The organism is Priestia sp. YIM B13490, from assembly GCF_042787735.1.
Lineage (GTDB): Bacteria > Bacillota > Bacilli > Bacillales > Bacillaceae_H > Priestia > Priestia megaterium.
Genome location: NZ_JBHZOT010000002.1, coordinates 707,145 through 731,188, shown reverse-complemented (window position 1 = coordinate 731,188; position 24,044 = coordinate 707,145). Strand labels below are relative to the sequence as shown.

20 protein-coding genes and 1 riboswitch are annotated in these 24,044 nt (G+C 38.1%); of the genes, 12 read left to right on the top strand and 8 right to left on the bottom strand.

The features are described from left to right. Window positions 1-29: 29 nt before the first annotated feature. Window positions 30-968, bottom strand: a complete 939-nt coding sequence (locus ACFX4R_RS09045) for a response regulator (RefSeq protein WP_043980348.1) — start codon at window positions 966-968, stop codon at window positions 30-32. A gap of 4 nt (window positions 969-972) precedes the next feature. Then, window positions 973-2,223 carry an ATP-binding protein gene (locus tag ACFX4R_RS09040; protein ID WP_237074774.1) on the bottom strand — a complete coding sequence of 417 codons (1,251 nt, stop codon included), beginning with the start codon at window positions 2,221-2,223 and terminating at the stop codon, window positions 973-975. Window positions 2,224-2,489: 266 nt separating this feature from the next. Here ACFX4R_RS09040 and ACFX4R_RS09035 point away from each other — a divergent pair, with 266 nt between their 5' ends. Together ACFX4R_RS09035 and ACFX4R_RS09030 are read left to right on the top strand one after the other, a co-directional pair. Next, on the top strand, window positions 2,490-3,479 hold the full coding sequence (locus ACFX4R_RS09035; RefSeq protein WP_043980347.1) for a glutaminase: 990 nt from the start codon (window positions 2,490-2,492) through the stop codon (window positions 3,477-3,479). Between the two features lie 103 nt (window positions 3,480-3,582). After that, entirely contained in the window at window positions 3,583-5,013 is a 1,431-nt protein-coding gene (locus ACFX4R_RS09030) for an alanine/glycine:cation symporter family protein (protein WP_043980344.1), read from the top strand. A 30-nt stretch (window positions 5,014-5,043) separates the two neighbouring features. Here ACFX4R_RS09030 and ACFX4R_RS09025 read toward each other — a convergent pair whose 3' ends face one another. From ACFX4R_RS09025 to ACFX4R_RS09015, 3 genes are all read right to left on the bottom strand, one after another. Next, a complete protein-coding gene (locus ACFX4R_RS09025; protein WP_043980342.1) occupies window positions 5,044-6,543 on the bottom strand; it encodes a sodium:solute symporter family protein in 1,500 nt (499 codons plus the stop codon). Further along, a complete protein-coding gene (locus tag ACFX4R_RS09020) occupies window positions 6,543-6,746 on the bottom strand; it encodes a DUF3311 domain-containing protein (RefSeq protein ID WP_043980340.1) in 204 nt (67 codons plus the stop codon). Before ACFX4R_RS09020 ends, ACFX4R_RS09025 begins: the two co-directional genes overlap by 1 nt. 377 nt (window positions 6,747-7,123) lie before the next feature. Continuing rightward, window positions 7,124-7,723 (bottom strand): cupin domain-containing protein, encoded by a 600-nt coding sequence (locus ACFX4R_RS09015; protein ID WP_080621362.1) that lies wholly within the window; start codon window positions 7,721-7,723, stop codon window positions 7,124-7,126. 388 nt (window positions 7,724-8,111) lie between these two features. Next, window positions 8,112-8,190, top strand: a riboswitch (ZMP/ZTP riboswitch). 56 nt (window positions 8,191-8,246) lie between these two features. Here ACFX4R_RS09015 and ACFX4R_RS09010 point away from each other — a divergent pair. The 6 genes from ACFX4R_RS09010 (at window position 8,247) to ACFX4R_RS08985 (ending at window position 17,023) form a co-directional block, all read left to right on the top strand. Beyond that, window positions 8,247-9,842, top strand: a complete 1,596-nt coding sequence (locus ACFX4R_RS09010) for a glutamate/serine transporter AimA (RefSeq protein ID WP_013055516.1) — start codon at window positions 8,247-8,249, stop codon at window positions 9,840-9,842. 182 nt (window positions 9,843-10,024) lie between these two features. Then, on the top strand, window positions 10,025-11,071 hold the full coding sequence (locus tag ACFX4R_RS09005; RefSeq protein ID WP_237074776.1) for a DUF5105 domain-containing protein: 1,047 nt from the start codon (window positions 10,025-10,027) through the stop codon (window positions 11,069-11,071). A 151-nt stretch (window positions 11,072-11,222) separates the two neighbouring features. Continuing rightward, complete coding sequence (locus ACFX4R_RS09000; RefSeq protein WP_043980336.1) at window positions 11,223-11,732, top strand: acyl-CoA thioesterase; 510 nt, start codon at window positions 11,223-11,225, stop codon at window positions 11,730-11,732. 462 nt (window positions 11,733-12,194) lie between these two features. Then, entirely contained in the window at window positions 12,195-14,963 is a 2,769-nt protein-coding gene (gene ppc / locus ACFX4R_RS08995) for a phosphoenolpyruvate carboxylase (RefSeq protein WP_097824272.1), read from the top strand. A gap of 216 nt (window positions 14,964-15,179) precedes the next feature. Continuing rightward, complete coding sequence (locus tag ACFX4R_RS08990; protein ID WP_014461480.1) at window positions 15,180-15,623, top strand: hypothetical protein; 444 nt, start codon at window positions 15,180-15,182, stop codon at window positions 15,621-15,623. Window positions 15,624-16,015: 392 nt separating this feature from the next. Beyond that, entirely contained in the window at window positions 16,016-17,023 is a 1,008-nt protein-coding gene (locus tag ACFX4R_RS08985; RefSeq protein WP_377569387.1) for an aromatic ring-hydroxylating dioxygenase subunit alpha, read from the top strand. Between the two features lie 30 nt (window positions 17,024-17,053). Here ACFX4R_RS08985 and ACFX4R_RS08980 read toward each other — a convergent pair whose 3' ends face one another. From ACFX4R_RS08980 to ACFX4R_RS08970, 3 genes are all read right to left on the bottom strand, one after another. Next, entirely contained in the window at window positions 17,054-17,809 is a 756-nt protein-coding gene (locus tag ACFX4R_RS08980; RefSeq protein ID WP_043980330.1) for an ABC transporter permease, read from the bottom strand. After that, window positions 17,806-18,543, bottom strand: a complete 738-nt coding sequence (locus tag ACFX4R_RS08975; protein ID WP_043980327.1) for an ABC transporter ATP-binding protein — start codon at window positions 18,541-18,543, stop codon at window positions 17,806-17,808. The genes ACFX4R_RS08980 and ACFX4R_RS08975 overlap by 4 nt, the downstream gene beginning before the upstream one ends. A gap of 97 nt (window positions 18,544-18,640) precedes the next feature. Continuing rightward, window positions 18,641-19,948, bottom strand: coding sequence for a homocysteine synthase (locus ACFX4R_RS08970; protein WP_043980325.1), 1,308 nt, complete (start codon window positions 19,946-19,948; stop codon window positions 18,641-18,643). A gap of 344 nt (window positions 19,949-20,292) precedes the next feature. On the opposite strand from ACFX4R_RS08970, the gene yknW reads away from it, so the two are divergent. The 4 genes from yknW to ACFX4R_RS08950 are packed head-to-tail and all read left to right on the top strand — an operon-like array spanning window position 20,293 to window position 23,977. Continuing rightward, window positions 20,293-20,967 (top strand): YknW family membrane protein, encoded by a 675-nt coding sequence (yknW, locus tag ACFX4R_RS08965; protein WP_377569385.1) that lies wholly within the window; start codon window positions 20,293-20,295, stop codon window positions 20,965-20,967. After that, a complete protein-coding gene (locus tag ACFX4R_RS08960) occupies window positions 20,968-22,098 on the top strand; it encodes an efflux RND transporter periplasmic adaptor subunit (RefSeq protein ID WP_377569383.1) in 1,131 nt (376 codons plus the stop codon). Further along, a complete protein-coding gene (locus ACFX4R_RS08955) occupies window positions 22,095-22,784 on the top strand; it encodes an ATP-binding cassette domain-containing protein (protein WP_165575531.1) in 690 nt (229 codons plus the stop codon). The genes ACFX4R_RS08960 and ACFX4R_RS08955 overlap by 4 nt, the downstream gene beginning before the upstream one ends. After that, entirely contained in the window at window positions 22,781-23,977 is a 1,197-nt protein-coding gene (locus ACFX4R_RS08950; RefSeq protein ID WP_377569381.1) for an ABC transporter permease, read from the top strand. The genes ACFX4R_RS08955 and ACFX4R_RS08950 overlap by 4 nt, the downstream gene beginning before the upstream one ends. The last annotated feature ends 67 nt before the right edge of the window (window positions 23,978-24,044 follow it).

Sequence of the window (24,044 nt, the reverse complement as noted above, 5' to 3'; positions counted from 1 at the left end):
AGGTATTTGCACCTTTTCCGTCTTTTCTGTCAATACCAGCTTTTTTCCTTGCTTAACAAGCGCTTTGCTTCAAAAAAGAATATTTGAATAAATTTTTTGGTGTTAATGCGAATCGGCAAAATTTTAGAATCTCCCTGTAATTCTTTCATTTTTTTACGAACAGCTGTAAAGTCAAAAAACTTAGAAGCATAATTTTCAAATTTCGGATTTGAAAAGTCTGTTAATCCGATAGAAGCAAAGTGATTTAGTGAGTGAGTAACTGCTCGTCTTATTCGCTGTTCACAAGCTTTGGTTTCGCGATTAATTTCAATGGAAGACGCGTGAGCCCCTAATTTTTTCTCAGCCACATTCACAAAAATATTTTTTAGAGAAGGGAAATGTTTTTCCACACTTTCTCTTTGGTCATAGGTGTACAGAAACTGTAAAATATCCAGTAAATCTTTTGCACCATTTTCTCCTACAATACCTAACTCGGCTAATAAGAATTTACCTACATCGTATAGATGGGCTTGTTTCGTTACCGGCTGGCTTGAAGGGGGAGCGTGATGAGCTGTCGCTAAACTATTCAAGGAGGTTTTAATGTCATCGATTGATTTCTCAAGGGAGATTCGTTCCATTACTTTTCGAATAACCGTTAAAATTTCAATTCGGTTAATTGGTTTTGTAATATAGTATTCAATTCCTAATGAGTAGGCTTCTCCTATCAATTCTTTGGATTCCACCTGTGAAATCATAATCATTTTTCCTTTAAATGAATCTTTTAAATGACGAATCGTTTCGATTCCGTCACGTCCTGGCATAAGTAAATCGATAAATAAAATATCAATTTGTTTTAAATTTAACGTAGAGGCATCTAAAAAGCTTCCGTCGACGACTTCTTCTACAACTTCTCCTAAATCCTCATCTTCAATCAGCTGACTGAGCGTTGAACGAATAGCTGAATCGTCATCTGTAATACAAAATCGCATAAACTCATCCTTTCTGAATTAAATTACGAAGGGGGATTTGAATGATAAACGTCATTCCGCTGTCTTCTTGTGTAGCTTTAATCGTACCTTCAAGTTCTTGAACAATATCTTTTACATAAGAAAGACCAATGCCAGTAGAGGGGTTTCCAAATTGATCGTATTTTGAGGTGAAACCAGGTTCAAAGATAGCTTTTTCGTACTTTAAAGGTACTCCAGGACCGTTGTCTTGTACATGAAATTCTACATGTTCAGCTTGTCTATGTACCGATAAAACAATCCTTCCTTCATCTTTAATCGCTTCCACTGCGTTGGCTACCAAGTTATTAATGATCGATAAAATGGTGTAAACGTGGTAGCTGAAATGTTCCCCGTTTACAGAAGAAAAAAAGGTAATTTGTTTGTGAAGAGAATCGGCATATTTTTTGTTGATGCGTACGATCAGCTCGATTAATTCCTCTGCTTTCATATAATTTTGGAAACTTTCATTTGAAATTGTTTTAGATAAGCCCGCAAAAATACGCTGGTTGTCTTTTTTTACTTCGTGAATATCTCCCGCAATCCGAAGCGCTTTTTTACTGAGCATTTGGTTTAGCACAGAATGATCTTTTTCCTGCTGATTTAATACGCGGTATAAATCATACGAAGCTTTTGTAATCGCTTCTGTATTATGAAGGGTCTTTTTTAAATGAACGGTTTCTTCATAAAGGCTTGTAATGAGCATTAGCATGTGCTCATTTTGTTTGCGAATTTGACGTTCTCGTGACTGTGATTCATAAATCGTCATCATATTAAAAAAGCTAAGTACAATGAAGCTGTGAGCAAAAGCAATAACGGCCATGTCAGATAATGAATCGACATGGATTGTTGTGTGCAAAACTATATACTGCGCAGTTAGTTCCACTACATCAGCAGCAATTTCAATGATGAGTCCAATCACTCCAATTACAATAGCACTATAGTTCATGCGGCTTACTTTAAAAACAAAAAATAAAAGTGCATACGTAAAGTAGAAGAAAAACGTAGGGTAATGCGTATGTGCAGAAACCGCAAATTGAAAATGATCGAGCATGATATAATCGAGCATGATGCGAAAGAGAACGACACTTAAAGCGGTTAACAAGCCCCCGGCTAAAACGGTTTTTCGTTTTAAAAGCAACAGGAAAAAGAAAAATGTAGGAGCTCCAAATGTAATTCGAAATGTTTCATTTAACGGATAAAATTTTAACTCTCCCGCCAGCGGGACAGTAATGAGCATGAGCAATAAAATGTACGGATCTTTTCGAATGAAAGATTTAAAATTCAGATAATTCCACCTCCTGAAGTGATTCGTGAATTAGTATACATTGTGACAGCGTCCAGCACAATGGAGAAGAGTGCCAAAGATAAAAATATAATTACAAAAAGTTTTGTAGGTTTTTGTATGCTCTCGTAGGTTGCATTGTACATTAAAAACGAAAATGAAATTCCGCTTTATGAAAGCGCTTTAAAATAAAAAGTTAATTAAGTGATGAGGTGATTTTAATGAAAAGAGAAATTGAACAGGAAATGTCTTACTTACACGTCACTGCAAAAGAGCAGTTACATGAGTGGGTAGAGCAAATAAAAGAATTTTCTTCAGAAGGAAAAACGGCTGATTACATTCCAGCTCTGAAAGATATGGACTCGTCTCAATTAGGTATTTGTTTGATTGGTGCTGACGGAACTGTTATCCAGTCTGGAGATTATGAATCGGTATTTACTCTTCAAAGTATTTCTAAAGTCATTAGCTTTATAGCAGCTTGCTTATGCTGCGGCATTCCTTATGTGCTAGAGAGAGTGGATGTAGAGCCAACTGGAGATGCATTTAATTCTATTATAAGACTGGAAATGCATAAACCAGGAAAGCCGTTCAATCCTATGATTAACGCGGGTGCTTTAACGGTTTCATCTCTTTTATCTGGGGAGACGGCAAAAGAAAAATTAAGCTATTTGTTTGATGTGATAACAATGCTTACCGGGAAAACACCAATCATTAATGAAACGGTCTTTGAATCAGAATGGCAAACGTCTCATCGAAATCGTGCGCTTGCCTACTATTTAAAAGAAACGAACTACTTACAAGGAGAAGTAGAAGAGGTTCTAGAGGTTTACTTAAAGCAGTGCTCAATTGAAGTAACGACTGAAGATATTGCACTGATTGGATTAATCCTGTCATTAGATGGATATCATCCAGTGTTTCACAAACAAGTAATTCCAAAAGAAGTAGCTAAATTAACAAAAGCGCTCATGCTTACATGCGGTATGTATAATGCTTCAGGAAAGTTTGCGGCATTTGTTGGTATGCCAGCTAAAAGCGGTGTATCGGGAGGAATCATGTCATTGGTGCCACCTAATACGAAAAAGCAGTCTCCATTTCCAGACGGATGCGGTATCGGAATATACAGTCCAGCTATTGATGAGTACGGGAATAGCGTAAAAGGCGTTACGCTGCTAAAAAAAATCGCAAAAGAATGGGATTTGAGTATTTTTTAGTCTATTTACGTACTCTTCATTCGCTTCAATAATATAAACACCAAGAGAAAAAACTTTCATGTTGTGCATTTGTTCTACCAAATTTTTTAATGAGGTGATAGGCATGCAACAAGCAGTCGAAAGTGTGATTAGCGTCATCAATGATTTTTTTTGGTCGAATTTATTAATTATTTTACTTGTATCAATTGGTATTTATTTTACGATTCGCTCTCGTTTTTTGCAGTTTCGCATGTTGAAAGAAATGGTCCTTGTTTTGAAAGAAGGACGAGCGGCTAAAGGTGGAGGAGTCTCTCCGTTTCAAGCTTTTTGCATAAGCATGGCAGCTCGAGTAGGAACGGGAAATATTACAGGGATAGCGATTGCTATTGCACTTGGTGGCCCGGGTGCTGTATTTTGGATGTGGATTATTGCCATTATCGGTTCAGTATCAAGTTTTGTAGAAAGTACACTCGCTCAAATTTATAAAGTAAAAGGATCAAACGGGTTTCGAGGAGGACCCGCTTATTATATGGAAAAAGGGTTAAATAAAAGGTGGATGGGCGGGCTATTTGCTGTACTCATTACACTATCATTTGGCCTAGTGTTTAACGCTGTGCAGTCTAATACGATTACGCTAGCATTTGAGAACTCTTTTGGAACGAGCCGCTTGTTGGTTGGGATTATTATGACAGTTATATTTGCGGTAATTATTTTTGGCGGAATCAAACGCATCGCCAAGATATCGGAATACATCGTGGTCGTATTAGCCGTTTTATACATTGGAATGGCTCTGTTCATTATCTTTAAAAATATCGATCAAATGCCTGCGGTTCTATCTCTAATTGTGAAAAATGCATTTGGATTTGAACAGGCGCTTGGGGGGTCAATTGGTGCAACGTTAATCAACGGAGTAAAGCGCGGACTGTTTTCCAATGAAGCAGGAATGGGAAGTGCTCCCAACGCCGCGGCAACTGCAGTGACGAGCCATCCAGTTAAACAAGGTCTTATCCAAGCATTTGGTGTCTTGACGGATACACTCGTGATTTGTACAAGCACAGCATTTATCGTTCTCTTATCCCCCGCCTATAAGCAGGGACTAAGCGGCATTGAACTAACGCAAGCTTCTCTTAGTACCCATATTGGCTCTTGGGCATCAGGGTTTTTAGCTATCATGGTATTTCTATTTGCTTTTAGTACGCTAATTGGCAATTATTATTATGGAGAAACGAATATTGAGTTTTTAAATTCAAATAAGTTGTGGCTTTGGTCTTATCGTGTAGGTGTTTTAGCGATGGTTATTTTTGGATCGATCGCTCAGCTTCAGCTTGTATGGAATTTGGCAGACTTATTTATGGGGATGATGGTAGTCGTGAACTTGATTGCTATTTTTCTATTATCGAAAGTGGCATTTTCCGCCTTGCATGACTATACTGAGCAAAAAAAGGAAGGAAAAAATCCAGTCTTTTATAGAGATGCGTTAGAAAACAATCAAAATATCGAATGTTGGGAAAGAGAATCTGCTCCGCCCCCTTCTGAAAAAGAGAATATTATCTAAAAAAAGTTCAGCCAATTGGCTGAACTTTTTTTATGCGTTTTTCTTTAATTCAGTTTGCGCAGTGCCTTTAGAAAACAATGTTTCTTTCACGCCGTTAGTTGCTGCTTTTGTTTTGGCCGAAAAGATTGGATTTAAAATAACAACTACGAGTAAGTTAGATAATAATCCCCAGAATCCTTCATAAAGACCAAATGAATTTCCTGTGGCATGTACGGTAAACGTCACAACCAGCCCTACTACTAATCCAGCAATCGTACTTTCTTTCGATTGATTTCTCCAGAACAGACTGATAACGATAGCCGGGAAGATTTGTACCATACCGGATACCCCTAGTAACTGTAGGGAAACAAGTGCTTGAGGGAATAATAAACCGAATAAAAGTGCCAGTCCAATAACAACGAAAACCATCGAACGAGTAACCATTGTTAATGTTTTACCCTGTACATTTGGATTAATTAAATCTCTGAATATATTATTTGCAAATAAGTTAGACGCTCCGATAGCCATGATAGAACATGGAATTAATGAAGCAAGAGCAATCGTTGCATAAGCTAACCCTTGGCCAATGCCGCCATATGAATATTGAATTAAGGTTAATAATGCTAATCTAGGATCCGTTGTATCTTGAGGTAATACTTGATAAGCAATAAATCCTAAGAAGATGACTAGAATTAAAACAATATTGTAAAGCGGTAAGAAAATAGCATTTTTACGAAGCGAATCTGCACTTTTAGCAGTGAAAACACCTGTAGCAGCGTGGGCCCACATGAATAAAGCTAAAGCAGATACGAGTGATGCTGTAATAAACCATGGAATGCCTTTAGGTCCTTGTGTTGGGATCGTTAATAGCTGAGGTGAATCCTTTGCAACATTGTCGATCATGTTGCCCCAGCTTCCAAAATGCATAATTGGCAGAGAAACAACCATAAATAACATAATCGCCCATACTAAAATATCTTTAATAATTGCCGTATATGTGGGACCTTTAATTCCGCTGAAAAAGGTATAAAGAGCCACAAGAAAGAATGAAAGAATAACGACTGCTTTTACGTTAATGTAGCCAGTTCCTGCAACGCGAAGAGTATCTTGAATACCGCTAAGCTGAAGATCAATATATGGAATGAGCATCAATACACCTACTATAGCAATTAAAGAGGAGAGAAATTTACTGCTAAAACGTTCTCTGGCATAATCAGCAAGCGTAGTAAGTTTGTGCTTTTTAGCAACAGTCCAAAGCTTTGGAAGAAAAAAGTATGAAATTAAAAAGGCTAAAACAGAGTAAGGAATAGCAAAAAATGCGATGCTTCCCCCCTGATAAGCTGTACTTGTAAGACCTAGGAATGTATAAGCAGTATATAAATCTGCTCCTACTAAAAGCCAGACGAGCAGGCTTCCAAAACGTCTTCCACCTACAGCCCACTCTTCAACTGAGCTTCTAGATGATTTGTCACGTCCCGCTATAAAGCCAATTGCGATAACGACAAGAACAATTGCTGATGTGATTAAAAGTGCGGTTAAATTTCCTTGCATTATTCAATGTCCCCCCAAGATTTTTGTAAACGATAAATGATAAATGTACACACAGGCGTTAAGAAGACCCATAAAAATAACCATAAATGCAAAAGAGGTAATCCAAAAATAATTGGATGAATGTTATTTACAAAAGGTAAAAAAACGAATTGAGCAATAAATGGAATGATGAATAAAATAAAAATTATGAATTTTCTGTTCAATTTTACTCCTCCTACTAAAAATTTATCTAACAATGTTCACTATGATAGCAAGTCTGACATGGTAAAGCAATAAGTTTTTTGAAAATTTCGTTATAATCTATGGAAATTTTTTTAGAAAAACAAAAAAGAGGTTATGGTGGGAGTATATTTGAAATGATTACGAAGGAAAAAAAGGGGGATAATCTAAGCGAAGTTGCTCTTGAAGCAAAAAGAGAACGGTAAAGAAGAAATTTAGTTTTGACCGGGAAGTTTTTATTATTTCGCTGAGATAAAGTATATTGCTATTGCATCATAAGAAAAGAATTTGTATGTTCAAATAGAGATTCATGGAAAGAATAAAACAGAGCAAATAAAAAAACTAGACAATAAGTGCTTGTCTAGTTCCACCACTCTGTCAGTGGTCCTTTGTCGCCATAAACAGGATCTGTTGTAGGAATAGGTACTTGTGCAATTTCATCAAATACGTGAGGGCGATCAGTTTGTTTTCCTGTTCTTAAATTGTAATCCATGCCCTCTGGATAAGCTCCAACCACTTTAAAATCAGCAGTTGACTGCAGACGCATATGCCCTGTTCCTGCAGGAAGTACGAGCACATCGCCAGCATGCACCACGATATTTTCCCCCATATGTCCACCTAGTTTTAAACGTGCAGATCCGCTAATTACACCTAGTGCTTCATGAGAATTACTGTGGTAATGGTGAAAATCATGTATGCCGCCTACCCAGCTGTTTTTCCAGTTGTGAGAATTAAAAATGCTCTCCACTTTCTCTTTCTTACTAATAAATACGTGTTCATACAACAAAACTGGAAGACGAGGGTGATTTGGAATGGTTCCGTCGTCATCAAAATAAAGAACTTTTACATTTGCATAATTCATAAGCATCCCTCTAACAATCTTTTTTCGTAATTTTCCCTGTTTTGTGCTTGCGTAAACAGAGAAGTTTGCTCGAAGTACTTCATTTGTTGCGAAGTGCATGATATGTAGGTTTTAACGTTTTCCTAAAAGAAGTCTCCCACTTCAAGCGTAGCTAAGCGGTGGGCAGTTCACTTTAGTATCTTTTCTTCATATTGTATATAAGTAAAGGGTCTAGTGCAAGAATTCTATGGATATATAGCTGTTAATTCTTATTATGTAAATGAATATTATATATTAATATAATTTTTAGAAGGTAATCTGCTCGTGGAGTAAAAGAATCAAACAACAAGAAAAGTTAGGATTTTAGTTGTTTTTTTTTGTAATTAAAAAGAGATTTCAGAAGTTTTATTCGGAATTTTACGAATAATTTATTATCTTTATAAAAGTAATGTAAACATTTTTGTGTATTGAGTAATAGAAATGAATGTTATATACTGATAAAAAATATATTCCTATATGTGACTGGCGCAACATGGATGACCATGGGGGAGCATATAGCGTATAAGCCGCGCGCCTGGGCAAACACTTGAGAAAATTCCGCAAGTGTTTTTTTTATTTTCCTAGGGAAGAGGAGTAGATTTGGATGAGCAATATGCAAAGGAAGATGGGAACATTTGCTTTAACCATGACAGGCATAGGTTCGATTATCGGTTCAGGGTGGCTGTTTGGAGCATGGAAAGCAGCTCAAATTGCGGGACCCGCGGCTATTTTTTCATGGGTTATTGGAATGGTGGTTATTTTGACCATTGCCCTATCATATGCTGAACTGGGCGCGATGTTTCCACAAGCAGGGGGGATGGTTAAATATCCTCAGTATTCACACGGATCATTTATTGGTTTTTTGGCTGCTTGGGCTAACTGGATTTCAATCGCTTCAACGATAACAGTGGAGGCTATTGCATCTGTGCAATATATGAGTACTTGGCCCTGGAAGTGGGCTCGCTGGACTCATGAATTGGTAGACAATGGCATTTTAACGTCCAAGGGGTTGGCAGTTGCGTCTTTGTTATTATTCGTTTACTTTTTTGTGAACTATTGGACGGTAAATCTCTTTGCTAAAGCAAACTCATTTATTACGATTGTTAAATTAATTATTCCTGGTTTAACGGCAGGGGCTTTATTTTTCGCTGGTTTTCATAGTGGAAACTTTTCAAGTGAGCATGGGGTTGCCCCTTATGGGTGGGCCAGTGTTTTAACGGCAGTGGCAACATCAGGTATTGTGTTTGCATTTAATGGGTTTCAAAGTCCTGTAAATATGGCAGGAGAAGCAAAATCACCTAATAAATCGATTCCGATAGCTGTAATTGGTTCAATTTTTATTGCAGGAATTGTATACATTATATTGCAAATTGTCTTTATCGGAGCAGTAAGTCCGTCATCAATTGCTGATGGATGGAATCATTTGAATTTTAATTCTCCTTTTGCTGATTTAGCGATTGCGCTTGGAATTAACTGGCTAACAATTGTGTTATACGCAGACGCATTTGTTTCTCCTTCCGGCACAGGTGCTACATATACGGCAACTACTTCTAGAATGTTATACGGGATGCAGCAAAATGGATACTTGCCAAAGATATTTGGTACTCTTCATCCACTTTACAATGTCCCGCGCCCAGCTATGTGGCTGAATTTAGCAGCTTGCTTCTTGTTTCTCTTTTTATTTAGAGGATGGGGTGTCTTAGCAGAAGTGATCTCAGTAGCGACGCTTATCTCTTATATTATGGGTCCTGTAGCGCTTATAACATTAAGAAAAACGGCTTCACACTTTTACCGTCCATTTTATTTAAAAGGGGCATCAGTTATTGCGCCATGCGGCTTCGTTTTTGCTTCCTTGACGCTTTACTGGGCAAGGTGGCCACTTACAGGTGAAGTGATCTTTATTATGGCAATTGGCCTGCCTGTTTATTTTTATTACCAAGCGAAAAATAAATGGGTGGGCTTTAAAAAAGAATTTTTAACCGGGGCTTGGATGCTTATCTATTTAGCGTGCATGATTTTTATTTCCTACATAGGAAGCGAAAAATTCGGAGGCAAAAATATTTTGCCTTTCGGATGGGATATGCTAGTGATTGCTTGCGTATCATTAGCTTTTTATTACTGGGGAATTAAAAGCGGCAAATCTAACCGATATATGAAAGAAGCTGAACAAATCAATCAAGAAAATTTTAAATCTAAATAAAAAAACACGAGCCCGTGCTCGTGTTTTTTTATTTAGGTCAGTGGAGAATTTAGACTTAGTTTTTATCAAAATATTGTAAAAAATATAGATTTTAAGGTTTAAGTATTTATACAGGGGGAACCTTTATTTGGGATAAAGTTCTAAAAAAACAAAATAAAGGGGATTGGGAAGCTGTGAAAAAAATGAATGTTTTGGCTTTGGCTTTTGTACTTATGCTAGTATTAGCGGCTTGCAACAGTTCTAAGGAAACGGGAGGATCCACTTCGGCTAAAAATAAGACGATTGAAGCATCCATTGACAGCGCTTCTTACATTTTAGTAGATAGTGATGAAGGAGCTACAAGTGAAGAAAAAGGGCTGTTGAAAGTTGATTTAAAAGTGAAAAATGTATCCAAAAACAGTATATCTTTATCAGATTATGACGGTGTGTATTTATACGAAGGAGATGAACAGCTGTCTCCAAAAACGGGAGTGAACAGTCGTGAGCTTGGACTAGAAAGCAGTGCATCTGACAAGATTGGCGCTGGAAAGCAAAAAAAATTAACATTTGTCTTTGAAGTCAAAAAAGATAAAAAGTACAAAATTGGGCTTCAGCCAAAATCATCTGATTATGATGAAGAAATCGACGAAGTGACATTAACACTGGATACGAAAAAATACGCCAAAAGCTATAATAAGCTGCAAGACCCAGAAAAAGCTCTGCAAGCTTACACAGAAGTCCTTTACTTAAACAAAGAAAACGTAGACTATGATAAATATGTAACAGCAGATAAAACAGCTGTCATAGAAGAACAGAAAAAAGCGTTTAATGAGGAATTAAAAGGTGCGTTTTCTAACAGTTTAACCGACAAAGCAAAAAAAGATTTTTTTAACATGTATAAAGATGTTTTAAAAGAAAAAGCAAGCGTGAAAACAAATGTGATTGCGAATGCAAATAATAAAGCCGTAGTAGAAGTGGAGTACACTACTCTTGATTTATCAGACTTATATTCATACGTATCGCAGCTTAAGCGAGCATACACAGATGAAACGAAAGATTACGATACAGAACACTCTGAAGAGTTTGCGGCTTCTAAATTCAAAGATATTGTAAATGAATTAGAAACGAAAGAAGGAAGGCGTCCCCTACGAATTTTTATGGTGAAAGAAGATGAGAAATGGACTGTAAAATCAAGTGACCTATACAGTGATTCTTTAGGTAAAACGTTTGGATCAAGCTATATTCGATAGACAAAAAAGAGAAGAATTTTTCTTCTCTTTTTTGTTTTCTGTAAATAAATCAACGAGCTTTTTGTAAAGCTAAATTTATCAAAATATGCTAGTATAGGTTCATTCATTCTTTTATTCTTATTATGATAGGCATCAATGGAGGTTCTTACTAATGAAAGCAAATTATTGTAAAGATACAAAGGCAGTTCGAACGAGCCGCATTTTTCCTAATGATATTAATAATCACAATACGTTATTTGGCGGAAAGTTAATGAGTGATATTGATATGATTGCGTCCATTTCAGCTTATCGTCACAGTCGTACAGAGTGTGTGACAGCTTCAGCAGACTCTATTCATTTTCTGCACCCTATTACGCCTCAGGATTCTGTATGTTTGGAGTCATACGTATCATGGGCAGGTCGTTCATCCATGGAAGTGTTTGTGAAAGTGATTAAAGAAAATTTAAAAACCGGGGAGCGTCAAATTGCAGCTACATCATTTTTAACTTTTGTGGCAATGGATGATGATGGAAAGCCCCGCGCAGTACCGGAGCTTATTCCAGAAACAGAAGAAGAAAAATACCTGTTTCAAACGGGGGCAGATCGCGCTACCACGCGTAAACAAGTGCGTAAAAAAAGCAATGAACTAGCCTCGGTATTGGATTTAGGACAACCTTGGTAGCATAAAAGAGAGGCTGAGACAAAAGTGTTTTAGCTCAAATGAAAAACGAACCAGTGATCAACATGTTTGATTAGTGGTTCGTTTTTTTTGTTATGGTAAACGTAGGTTTCATCTGTTTTGTTCCTTCTAGCAGCTGATTGGAGGGCAAGAGGAAGACTAAGGGGGGAAAAGCGAAAGAGACGAGGAGGCTCATCGTCCACCTGCGGAAAGCAAAGTCTTGCACAGAAATCCACTGCGGTGTCACAAGCGGTTCGACTTATATATCCCATTTGTTCGTCTTTAGATTGGATTCATTTAGTTATGTCTTAACCTCTCTTTTATATTTGATGAATCTCCTCTCCTGAACGAGAGGAGGAAATAAAATTATATGAAATTTATTTTCGTTCATGGTAATATGAATTTAATATAATTTTCTAAAAAGTTTAAAAAGTACAACATTTATAAAGGAAGGTGTCGTGTCTAATGGTAACAGTAGAAGCAGCAGAAAGACAAAACAGCAGCACTGCCCTGCGCCGTGATGTAAAGTTTCTCGGTCAATTGTTAGGGAAAGTTCTGGTTCACCAAGGTGGAGAGGAACTGCTCAGCAAAGTAGAAAAAATACGCGAAGTAGCAAAATCACTTAGAGAAAACAAAGATGAAGTTATCTATAAAGAAATAAAAAATGAAATCGTTACTCTTGAACAGCCGATGCGCGAGCAGGTTATTCGGGCGTTTGCAGTTTATTTTCATTTAGTTAATATTGCAGAGCAAAATCATCGAATTCGTCGCAGACGCGAATATCAGCAGCAAGAAGATTCTATTATGCAGCCGGGCTCATTGGAAAGTGCCGTTGTTTCGCTTAAAAATAATGGCGTGGCGCCAGACGTAATTGCTAACTTGCTTCAAACTCTATCTCTAGAGCTCATCATCACTGCTCATCCAACAGAAGCCACTAGACGAAGTGTCCTTGATATTCATAAACGAATGGCTGAGCTTCTAAAAAACTTGGATAATCCAACGTTAACAAAACGTGAACGTACGGAAATTGAAGAAAGACTGTTTAGCGAAGTATTAATTTTATGGCAAACAAATGAACTGCGAGATCGCAAGCCGACGGTAATGGATGAAGTATCCAATGGATTATATTATTTTGATGAAACGTTATTTGAAGTGCTTCCTCAACTTCATCAGGAGTTGGAAAATTCATTGCAGGAGAATTACCCTGAAGAAAATTGGAAGGTGCCTAATATTCTTCGATTTGGTTCATGGATTGGCGGAGACCGAGATGGAAATCCAAATGTAACTCCTAAAGTAACGTGGCAAACGCTTGTCAAACAAAGGAAGTTAGCTATTCGTAAATATAAAGAGTCGCTTACTCAATTGAGACAAAGGTTAAGTCAGTCTACAAAAAGAGTCGCAGTTTCAGATAATCTTCTTGATTCTATTAATCAAGAAATATCGCTGCTGCCTGAGAAAAAGCGATGGAGAATCAAACACGAGGTATATCGCTGCAAGCTTACGATTATGCTTCATAAATTAAATTTAGTTGGAGAATCGGAAGCAGGCTATCAAAGGTCGGAAGAACTTCTACATGATTTATTTCTAATCAAAGATAGCTTGCAAAAGCACCAGCCTCAGGATTATCAGTTAAAAAGCTTATGTAAGTTAATTCGCCAAGTTGAGCTGTTTGGTTTTCATTTAGCAACGCTTGATATCCGTAATCACAGCGGGGAACATGAAGCGGCAATCAAAGAAATTTTCCATGCTGTTTCTTTAGCTGAAGATTATTCAGCGTTAACGGAAGAGAAAAAAGTTGAGCTGCTAGGTAAAGTTCTTCAAGACCCAAGACCTGTGATATCGTTTGTAGAGAATTACTCTAAAGAAACGCAGCAAGTAATTGAAGTATTTAACATGATTCATCGAGCACATAAAGAATTTGGAGAAAGATCTATTGAAGTCTACTTAATCAGTATGACCCAGTCTGCAAGTGACTTGTTAGAAGTTATGGTACTCGCCAAAGAAGCGGGTATTTACCGCCTTCATGCAGATGGCCGCATTGAAAGTAAGTTAAATATAGCTCCGCTGCTTGAAACGATTGATGATCTCACAGCGGGTCCTAAAATCATGGAACAGCTATTTCAATTAGATTTTTATCGTGAGCACTTAAGGAAACAGCAGGATTTGCAGGAAATTATGCTTGGCTACTCAGATGGAAGCAAAGATGGAGGAACGCTTACTGCTAATTGGAAGCTCTATAAAGCGCAGCAGGAAATTCACGATATGGCGAGGAAGTATCAAGTTCGTCTGAAGTTTTTCCATGGCCGAGGCGGCTCACTAGGCCGAGGAGGTGGACCGTTAAACCGAAGCATTTTATCTCAGCCTGTTGAGACGCTAGGAGACGGTGTGAAAATTACAGAGCAAGGAGAAGTTCTTTCTTCTAGATATGCTTTATATGACATTGCCTACCGAAGCCTTGAACAAGCGGTCTCAGCTCTTCTTACAGCGGCAGCAAATGTTTCTCAAGAAGCTGAACAATGTGATATTCGTACACATGAATGGGAAGAAACAATGGACGAGATTTCAACTGCTTCTTTACGTAAGTATCAAGAGCTTGTTTTCAAAGATCCAGACTTTTTAACGTATTTTAAACAAGCTACACCTCTTCCTGAGCTGGGGGCTTTAAATATTGGGTCACGTCCAATGAGTCGAAAAGGAAGTGATCGCTTTGAAGACTTGCGAGCGATTCCGTGGGTATTTGCATGGACGCAAAGCAGACAGCTGCTTCCAGCCTGGTACGCTGCAGGTACGGGCTTACAGCATTTAGTAGAGAAATCTGGAGATATACAGCTTCTTCAGCAAATGTATAAAGAATGGCCATTTTTCCGCTCGACCGTCGATAATCTGCAAATGGCCTTAACAAAAGCAGATTTAATGGCAGCAAAAGAATACACGGAAATGGTACAAGACCCGGCTATTTCAGAGCGGATTTTTACCGCTATTAAAAAAGAGTATAATCTCACAAAAGAAATGATTCTTCAAATCACAGGTCAAAAAGAATTAATGGATCATCTTCCTACGATTAAAGAATCTATTAAATTACGAAATCCGTATGTGGACCCTCTAACATTCTTACAAGTTAAGGTCATTTCCAAGCTGCGTGAAGATGAGGCTGGAACGTTAAATGAAGAACTTTTAAAAGAAGCGTTATTAACGATTAACGGCATTGCAGCAGGGTTGCGTAATACAGGCTGATGATACCAAAAGACACCTCAAGAAAATAAAAGAGGTGTCTTTTGCTTATTCTTCTCACATAAAGAACTGCCTGTCAGTTCCCTCTCTTTTAAAGAGAACTTCCGCCTGTTAAATAGGCACTGAGAAAAATCAATGATAGAATAGAAAAAAGATGGAAATATTCTACAACTGAATACGAGTGATGGGGAACTAGATTGAATATGGAGGACGAGGACAATGGTAAAAAATTCGCAAATCTTCATTGAAGCTGACTCCGAGAATTCTGTATTTATTGGACTGGAATTTTGTGAGTATACACAAAAAATGAATCCTACTTGTTTGTCCAAACAGCATATAAATGTGTTTATTCATCCGGAAGAACTCACCGTGGAATTTAAGAAAACAAAAAGTGATAGAACTATCGATGATTTTCATCTCATGCATATCGTTCCGGTTCATTGCTTTAATTATTTATTATGTTCGATTTCGCAAGGTATTGTTACAGATGTTCAGCTGAAAGCGGTTGGCCATCAAGGAGAAACGTTGTTTGAAGAAAATCTTACATTAAAGTTTCATGAAAAAGCGACGGATTATGAAGAAACCCTCTCATTTTTCAAGCATTTAAATCAAGAAATACAAAAGCAGACGAAAAAATATACAGCCAGTTATATGAGCTCATAATAAAGCAAGCTGCGGTTTTTAAAACCGCAGCTTTTATTCGTTTAACCGAAAAAATTATGTTAGAGATGCTTACAAATCAAGAGATTTTTCAGTGGGAAATTGATAAAGTAAAACTAAGAGAAATCAGTGGACAGAAAAGCTTTTAGCGGCTGGCCGCTCTTTATTCAATATATAAGGGTTAGGTTTTAAGGTTAAAAAAATAGCGATGAATACGTATTGTCGTTGTAGATGAAGTGCTAAGGTCGCTCTATCTGCAATCATGTAGAATCTTCGCGCGCTTATAGTCTGTTTTACGGAACGAAAAAGCTGCGGAAATAGAAGCACTCCTTCTATTTCTGCGGTTTTTTTTATAAACAAGAAATAAATTTACTTATTGTACGGAGGCGATGCAGATGATTAAAGATTTAGTATTGGCTAAGGAATGGCTGCCTGCAGCTTATTCACATGATTTAACAGATCAGCCCTTGCAAGTAACGATTTTAGAAGAGCGAGTTGTCCTTTTTCGCACAACTAATGCTATTAAAGCATTTAAGGATTTGTGCATCCACCGCGGTGCAGCGTTATCTCTTGGAAAAGTGGTAGATGATTGCATTGTATGCCCTTATCACGGATGGAAATACGATGATGCCGGGGCTTGTGTGAAAATTCCTCAACAGCCGCCGGGAAGAGCTATTCCTTCAAAAGCAAAAGCACAGGTGTATGACTGCGTTGAAAAGTACGGGATTATATGGGTGAAGATGAACAGCGAGGCAAGTGATACTCCTCTTCCCCTGTATGATGAACATCTTAACTCCGGATTCAAAACGGTTTGCGCCAGCCCTCATACTCTGCAGGCAGCAGCTCCTCGTGTCGTAGAAAACTTTCTAGATGTAAGCCATTTGGCTTTTGTTCACGAAGGAAGCCTGGGGCACTCTGACTACGCCGAAATTCCTGATTATAAGGTGCATTGGAAAGATAACCGATACGTTTCTGATGAAATCGCTGTGTACGCAGATGCAGATGGCACGGGTAACTTTGCGACTATTTATTATACCTTTGAAATTCTTCGTCCTACCGTTGCAAGGTTGAAAAAAGTTAACTACGAAACGGGTGAAATCTTTTCAATGCTGTTTGCGGTTTTACCTGAAGAGGAAAGAAAGTCCACCGTGTTTGCGCTGGTTTCTAGAAACTATTCGTTTGATGCACCTGATCAATATTTCCGCGATTTTCAGCAGCTTATTATTGAACAAGATACCAGTATTGTGGAAAGTCAAAAACCAGAAGAGCTGCCGCTTGACTTACAAGCAGAGCTTCATTTGAATCCGGACCGACTGAGTATTGCGTATAGAAGATGGCTCGGCGATTTAGGAGTAACCTTTGGAAGTGACATAGGAGAAAGATTAAAAAAAGCTGCTCAATAAAAAAAGAAGAAAGGAGTCTCCTTTCTTTTTTTATGTATGCTCACGGATAAGCTGCTGATAGCTATTAAAAAGGGTAGGATATGTTAATTGGCTTAAAATGACGCATGAAAGCGTAGCAGACGCTAGAATAGTAAAAACGATAAGCAGCTGGAATTTGACAGCTTGTATCGGATCTGCCCCTCCAATAATCTGGCCTGTCATCATACCCGGAAGCTGAACGAGTCCAATTGTTTTTTGACTTTCTACAGTAGGAATCATGCTAGCTTTGATTGCGGCATTTAAAATACTATGAATAGCTTGTTTAGGAGTGCCGCCAAGCGCCAGAATCAATTGAATTTCGTCTCGTCTTCTATTTACTTCAGCATCTAACCGATTTAAAAATAAATTGGCCAAAATCATCGAATTTCCAATAATCATACCGCTGACAGGAATGATATATCGTGGAGTAGCAGGGATAATATGTAGTCCGAGCATAACGCTTTGGGTCAGGATTTCTACAATAAAAAGAGTGACAAATACACGAAAAAAAGCTTTAAATCCCTGCTTTTTTTTCTTTACAACATTTTGGGAAGCGACTGTCAGCATAAGGAATAAAATGAAGATCATAAAAGCAGGGTGATTCGCGTCAAAAATAAACGATAAAACATATCCGATCACTAACAGCTGAACGGCTGCTCGAATACTGGCAATAATAATATCTTTTTCGAGTCCTATACGAAAAGATTTTGATAAAAAAAGAGCAATAAAAACAAAAACAATGGTAAAAATCAGTGAAAGTGAACTCATAGAAAGGCTCCTTCAATAAATTGTTTTGTTTCAGCTTTTACAGGAGCATGAAAAAAGGTCTCTGTCTTGGCTTTTTCTACAATCACTCCGTTCATTAAAAGCCAGACTTCCTCTCCTAAACGTTTCGCTTGATCTAAATTATGGGTAACCCAAATAATCGTTTTATTCTGCTCTTTATGTAAATGAGAAATAAGCTGTTCAATTTCATGAGCAGAAGTGGCATCCAAAGCAGAAGTGATTTCGTCTAAAAGTAAAAGGTCAGAGCCGTTCGACAGCGTGCGGGCTAATGATAACCTTTGCCTTTGACCACCGGATAAATCTCTGGCATCCTGCTCTAACAAGTCAGGGGAAAGACCCGTTAAGGCACAGAGTTCTTCAGGCATAATATCCTGCTTGCCATGCAGTTTTTGAACAAGCATCATATTATCACGCACTGTTCCATCAATAACAGGAGCTGATTGAAAAGCAATGCCCACTTTTTTTCGTAAATCAGAAATAGTCCATTTGCTAATGTCTTTTCCATATACTTCAATACTTCCTTCATCAGGTGCAGAAAGTAAATTGCACATGGAAAGAAGGGTGCTTTTTCCGGATCCTGATGGTCCTACCATCATGACGAGCGAGCCTTGCATTACTGTACCCGATATGCCTTTTAAAACACTATGTTCTTTATCCTTAAATGTTTTATGAACGTCTGTAAATGTGATAGCAGGTATTGAATTGAACGTGTTCATAGTAACTCCTTTTTCATTCGTTTTGTTTATTGTAGCATAAGGGAAAGTATAAAAAGTTATTGGATGATATAAAAAAAGCTGTGAAAAATCACAGCTTTTAAACAGTTGTATTCACTTTTTGGCTGGCTTTTAAGGCATAATCTAAATCTTCAAGAAGGTCGTCGATTGCTTCTGTTCCAACCGATAGACGAATGAGTTCTGGGGTCACACCCGAAGCTTTTTGTTCGTCTTTAGATAGCTGTTGATGAGTGGTGCTTGCCGGGTGAATAATGAGTGATTTAGAGTCGCCGATATTGGCTAAATGAGAAAATAACTGAACCGAATCAATTAACTTAGCCGCAGCGTTTTTTCCTCCCCTTACACCAAAGGTTAAAATTGCTCCTTGCCCTTTAGGCAAGTATTTTTGTGCCAAAGAATAGGAAGGGTGGGAAGGAAGCCCCGCATAATTTACCCATTCTACTAATTCATGCTGCTCTAAAAATTTCGCTACCTTTAATGCGTTTTCGCTGTGACGCTCTAATCGCAGATGGAGTGTTTCTACCCCTTGAAGGAGTAAAAAGGAATTAAAAGGTGATAAAGCAGCTCCAATATCTCGTAAAAGCTGAACGCGCGCTTTTGTAATATAAGCAGCTTCACCGGCAGCTTCTGTGTATACAAGGCCATGGTAACTTGGATCTGGAGTTGTTAAGTCTGGAAATTTCCCGCTCGCTTCCCAATCAAATTTTCCACTGTCTACGATAACACCCCCAATTGCTGTTCCATGCCCTCCAAGAAACTTAGTAGCAGAATGAACGACAATATCTGCTCCGAAATCGATGGGACGAAGAAGGTAAGGGCTTGGAACCGTATTATCAATAATAAGAGGAATTCCATGTTCATGGGCAATGTCTGCAACTGCCTCGATGTCTAGCACATTTCCCTGCGGGTTTCCAACGGATTCAGCATAAATTGCCTTTGTTTTGGAAGTGATTGCACTTCTAAAATTTTCTGGATGATCAGCGTTTACAAATTTGACGGTAATGCCCAGTTTAGGAAGCGTAGACGAAAAGAGGTTATATGTTCCTCCATATAAACTGCTTGCTGATACAATTTCATCTCCTGCGGAAGCGATATTCAAAATGGAAAAGGTAGTAGCAGACTGACCCGAAGCTACTCCTAGAGCACCTACTCCGCCTTCTAACTCAGCAATTCGCTGTTCAAAAACGTCCGTAGTAGGGTTTACAATTCGAGTGTAGATGTAGCCTTGTTCACTTAAATTAAATAAAGATGCAGCATGCTCCGTATCTTTAAACCCAAATGAGCTTGTTTGATAAATAGGTACCGCACGCGAAAAAGTAGCCGGGTCAAGCTGTTGGCCAGAATGGATGGCTTGTGTTTCAGGACGAAATGGTTTCTTAGCAGACATTGAAACTCCTCCTTAAATATAAAACTTATAAAAAACATAGGAATAATAAACTTTAATCATAATATACGAATTCTATTGAATGATGTCAAATGATAATTTGAATATTTAGAAAATATAAATAAGATTAATGCTGTCATTCAGCATTAAGACATCTCTTTAATTTCTAAAAATACCATAAAAAATATAAAATGTAAGAAAAATGTCAATTAATTTGTATAATTATGTTAGAATATTAGGTGTTTGAGAGTTTCTTAGAAAGAGCCGATTTTGCTAGAAGACTTTAAAAAATAGTAAAAGACGGGTCTTAAGAGCTAATAACGAAACAAAATAAAAGGAGTTTGATTATGAGCACAGAAGTCAATGTATCTTCGGAAGTCCAAGAGAAAGGAAAGCCTTCTATTTTTGGTTTTATTACGAGTCCGGTTGTACAGTTTGAGAAAATGAAAAGCAGCCCGGTCATCTGGGGACCTCTTTTACTTATCCTCATCTTAACAGCTGCAACAACGATTCTAGCCGTCTATACCCCTCAGGGACAAGAGGCCCTGCAACAGCAAAAAGAAGCTGGCATTGAAGTGAATTCAACATTTAGTATGATTGGCGGAGCGATTGCAATAGTTGCTACACTGGCATTCACGAGTTTGATTCTGTTTTTAATTGCAAAGTTAGGGACTGGAAAAACAACTTACCGCCAAATGTTTAGTTTGAATTTGTTTGTTACGTTCATCACAGCAATCGGTCAGCTAATTAATACGGGAGTAGCTGCACTAGCCCATACTTCAGCTAATGTGACTTCGTTAAATGGAATGGTTGGTGCGAAAGGTGCTATGGGAGGAGTGTTTACTTCCATTGAAATCTTTTCTATCTGGGGACTTATTCTGACAGCAGTAGGACTACAAAAAGTGGCAAATGTATCAAAAGCTGTTTCTATTATTACAGTGATTATTTTATTCATCTTAGGAGCCGCTATTTCAGGAGCTGGAGGAGCTGCTTCAGAAGCGCTTAAAGGAGCAGGGTTGTAAATGAAAAAAGGAATAATTATTACAGCTGTAGCAGTTGTTATTGTTGCGGTTATTGGGATTAACGTATATCGTGCACAAAGTGTAAGTGGGAAAGCAATCAATGTTCACGTAGCAAATATAAAGGAAAAGAAGTTAAGAAATACAGTTATGGTTCCGGGTACGTTAAAGCTTGCTGATGAGCAATATGTCTATTTTGATGCTGAAAAAGGCGAGGTTGAACGATTTCACGTAACAGAAGGCTCTCGTGTACAGCAGGGAACCTCTCTTGTAACTTACGAAAGCGATACGCTTGATTTAGAGCAAGAACAAAACAAGCTAGAAAAAAAATCCAGTCAGCTGCAAATTGACTCAGTAAGCAAACAGCTTTCTAATTTAAATAAAAAACAAAAAGAATTGGAAAAAGAAATGAGTAAGCAAGAAGCGAGAGATCAAATCGATACAGAGCGTACGCAGCTCAATCTCGATTTAGAAACGGCTAAAATTGATTTAGAACGAAACAAACTAGAAGCCAAATCAATTGCTAAAAAAGAACGTAATTTAGACGTAGCGAGTGATATCAATGGGACGGTGCTAGAAGTAGATAAAGAAGCGGTTAATAACACAAGTGACGTTCAAAAACCGCTTATACATATTGGTAATACCGATGAATACTTAGCTACTGGTGTGCTGTCTGAGTACGATGCATTAAAAATTAAAACCGGTCAAGCTGTCAAAATTACATCAGATGTGCTGCCTGATAAAGAATGGGCAGGGAGCGTTAAACAAATTGACTATCTACCTCAGCAGCAGGCATCAGCAGAAGCCGGCAATGATGCAGCTAATCAATATCCAATTGAAGTAAAAGTAGATGACCAGGATATCACGATGATTAAGCCGGGATTTAAGCTGCTGCTTGAAATTGAAACAAGCAGTAAAAAGGCTTCATCTTTGCCAATAAAAGCAGTTGTAAATGAAGACGGAGAAAAATATGTATATGTGGTGAAAGATAAAAAGGCGGTTCGTAAGGAAGTAAAGATTGGAGAAACAACAAATAAATTTATTGAAATCAAAAGCGGCGTAACTTCTAAAGACAAAGTCATTACAAATCCTACAAAGAACTTAACTGACGGTGCGGAAGTGACTGTTCAATGATTGAGCTTGTGAATATTCATAAAAGTTATCATCTTGGCAAAGAGGAAGTGCCAATTTTAAAAGATATTAATTTGAAGATTTATGACGGTGAATTTGTTGCGATTATGGGACCTTCTGGCTCTGGTAAATCAACGCTAATGAACATTATCGGATGTTTAGACCGTTCGTCTTCAGGGTCCTATTTATTAAACGAACAAGAAATCTCTACTTATAGTGATGAGCAGCTTGCAAAAGTAAGAAATATTCATATCGGTTTTGTTTTTCAGCAATTTCAGCTGTTGCCGCGTTTAACAGCGGTAGAAAACGTAGAGCTTCCAATGGTATATGCCGGTGTAACGCGTAAGGAAAGACGAGCCAGAGCAGAAGCTGCACTTGAAAAAGTAGGGCTGAGTGAGCGGATGAAACATTTACCGAGCGAGCTATCAGGAGGGCAAAAGCAGCGCGTTGCTATTGCTCGTTCTATTGTTAACAATCCGACGCTTATTTTAGCGGATGAACCAACAGGAGCTCTAGATACAAAAACAAGTGCTGATATTATGGAACAATTTTCTCAGCTTAATGCAGATGGCACAACGGTTGTAGTCATTACCCATGAACCTGAAGTAGCAGAATACACATCGCGTACAATTATCGTTCGTGACGGTAAAGTGCTAAGTCATAGCGATAAGGAGAACGATAGCTTATGAGTTTGATAGAAAATATTCGCATGGCTCTCTCTTCGGTTCTTGCTCATAAAATGCGCTCTATTTTGACGATGCTTGGTATTATCATTGGCGTAGCGGCTGTTATTATCGTTGTAGCCATTGGTCAAGGCGGAGAACAAATGATTAAGTCGGAAATAACAGGAGCAAGCAATACAGTTGATGTATACTATCAGCCTCCTGAAGACGAGATGCAAGCTGATGACCTTTCAATGACGGGTGAGCCCATCTTTACAGAGGATGATATTAAAGCTCTTTCGACTATTCCCGGAGTGAAGAATGTGGTGGCTTCTAGCTCAATGGGAATGGGGATAAGATATAGAGACAAGGAATCTGATACGACTGTTAATGCTATTAACGAAGGATATATTGAAGTTAATCAGCTGGAAGTTTCAAAAGGAAGAATGTTAGACAGCTCTGACTTTTTATCAGGTAATCGAGTAGGTGTTATCACAAGCGATATGAAAAAAGATCTGTTTGATAAAAAAGAAGCCCTTGGACAAGTAGTATGGGTTCAAGGACAGCCTATCAAAATTATTGGTGTGACAAAAAAGGCAACGGGCTTTTTAGCATTTGAAATACCGACCATTTATATTCCAAATAATACGTATAAATCAAGCTTCGGTAAGCTCGATTACACCAACCTTAGTGTTCAAGCAACAAGCTCTGATCAACTAAAAAAAGTAGGCAATGACGCAACGGATTTGTTAAATAATCTGCATGATGCGGAAGATGCTTACCAAGTGCAGAACTTAGAAGAAATAGCAGATAGCATTGGAAATGTAACGCGAATTATGACAACGATTATTGGATCGATTGCGGGCATTTCCCTGCTTGTTGGCGGGATTGGCGTTATGAACATTATGCTGGTTTCGGTAACGGAACGTACAAGAGAAATTGGTATTCGTAAAGCGTTGGGAGCATCTAAAAGACAAATTCTAACTCAGTTTTTGATTGAGTCCATTACCCTCACGTTAATTGGTGGTTTGCTTGGAATTGGTCTGGGCGCGGGCGGGGCAGCTCTTGTTTCGTTATTTGCTGGCTGGCCGTCATTAATTTCGTGGCAAGTAGTACTTGGAGGAGTGTTGTTCTCCATGACGATTGGCATTGTATTCGGCATGCTTCCTGCAAACAAAGCGGCGAAGCTAGATCCAATCGAAGCATTAAGATATGAATAAAGACATGCGTTCGCATGTCTTTATTTTAATTTAACGAGAACCAAGAAGATTTCTCGTTTTTCTTATT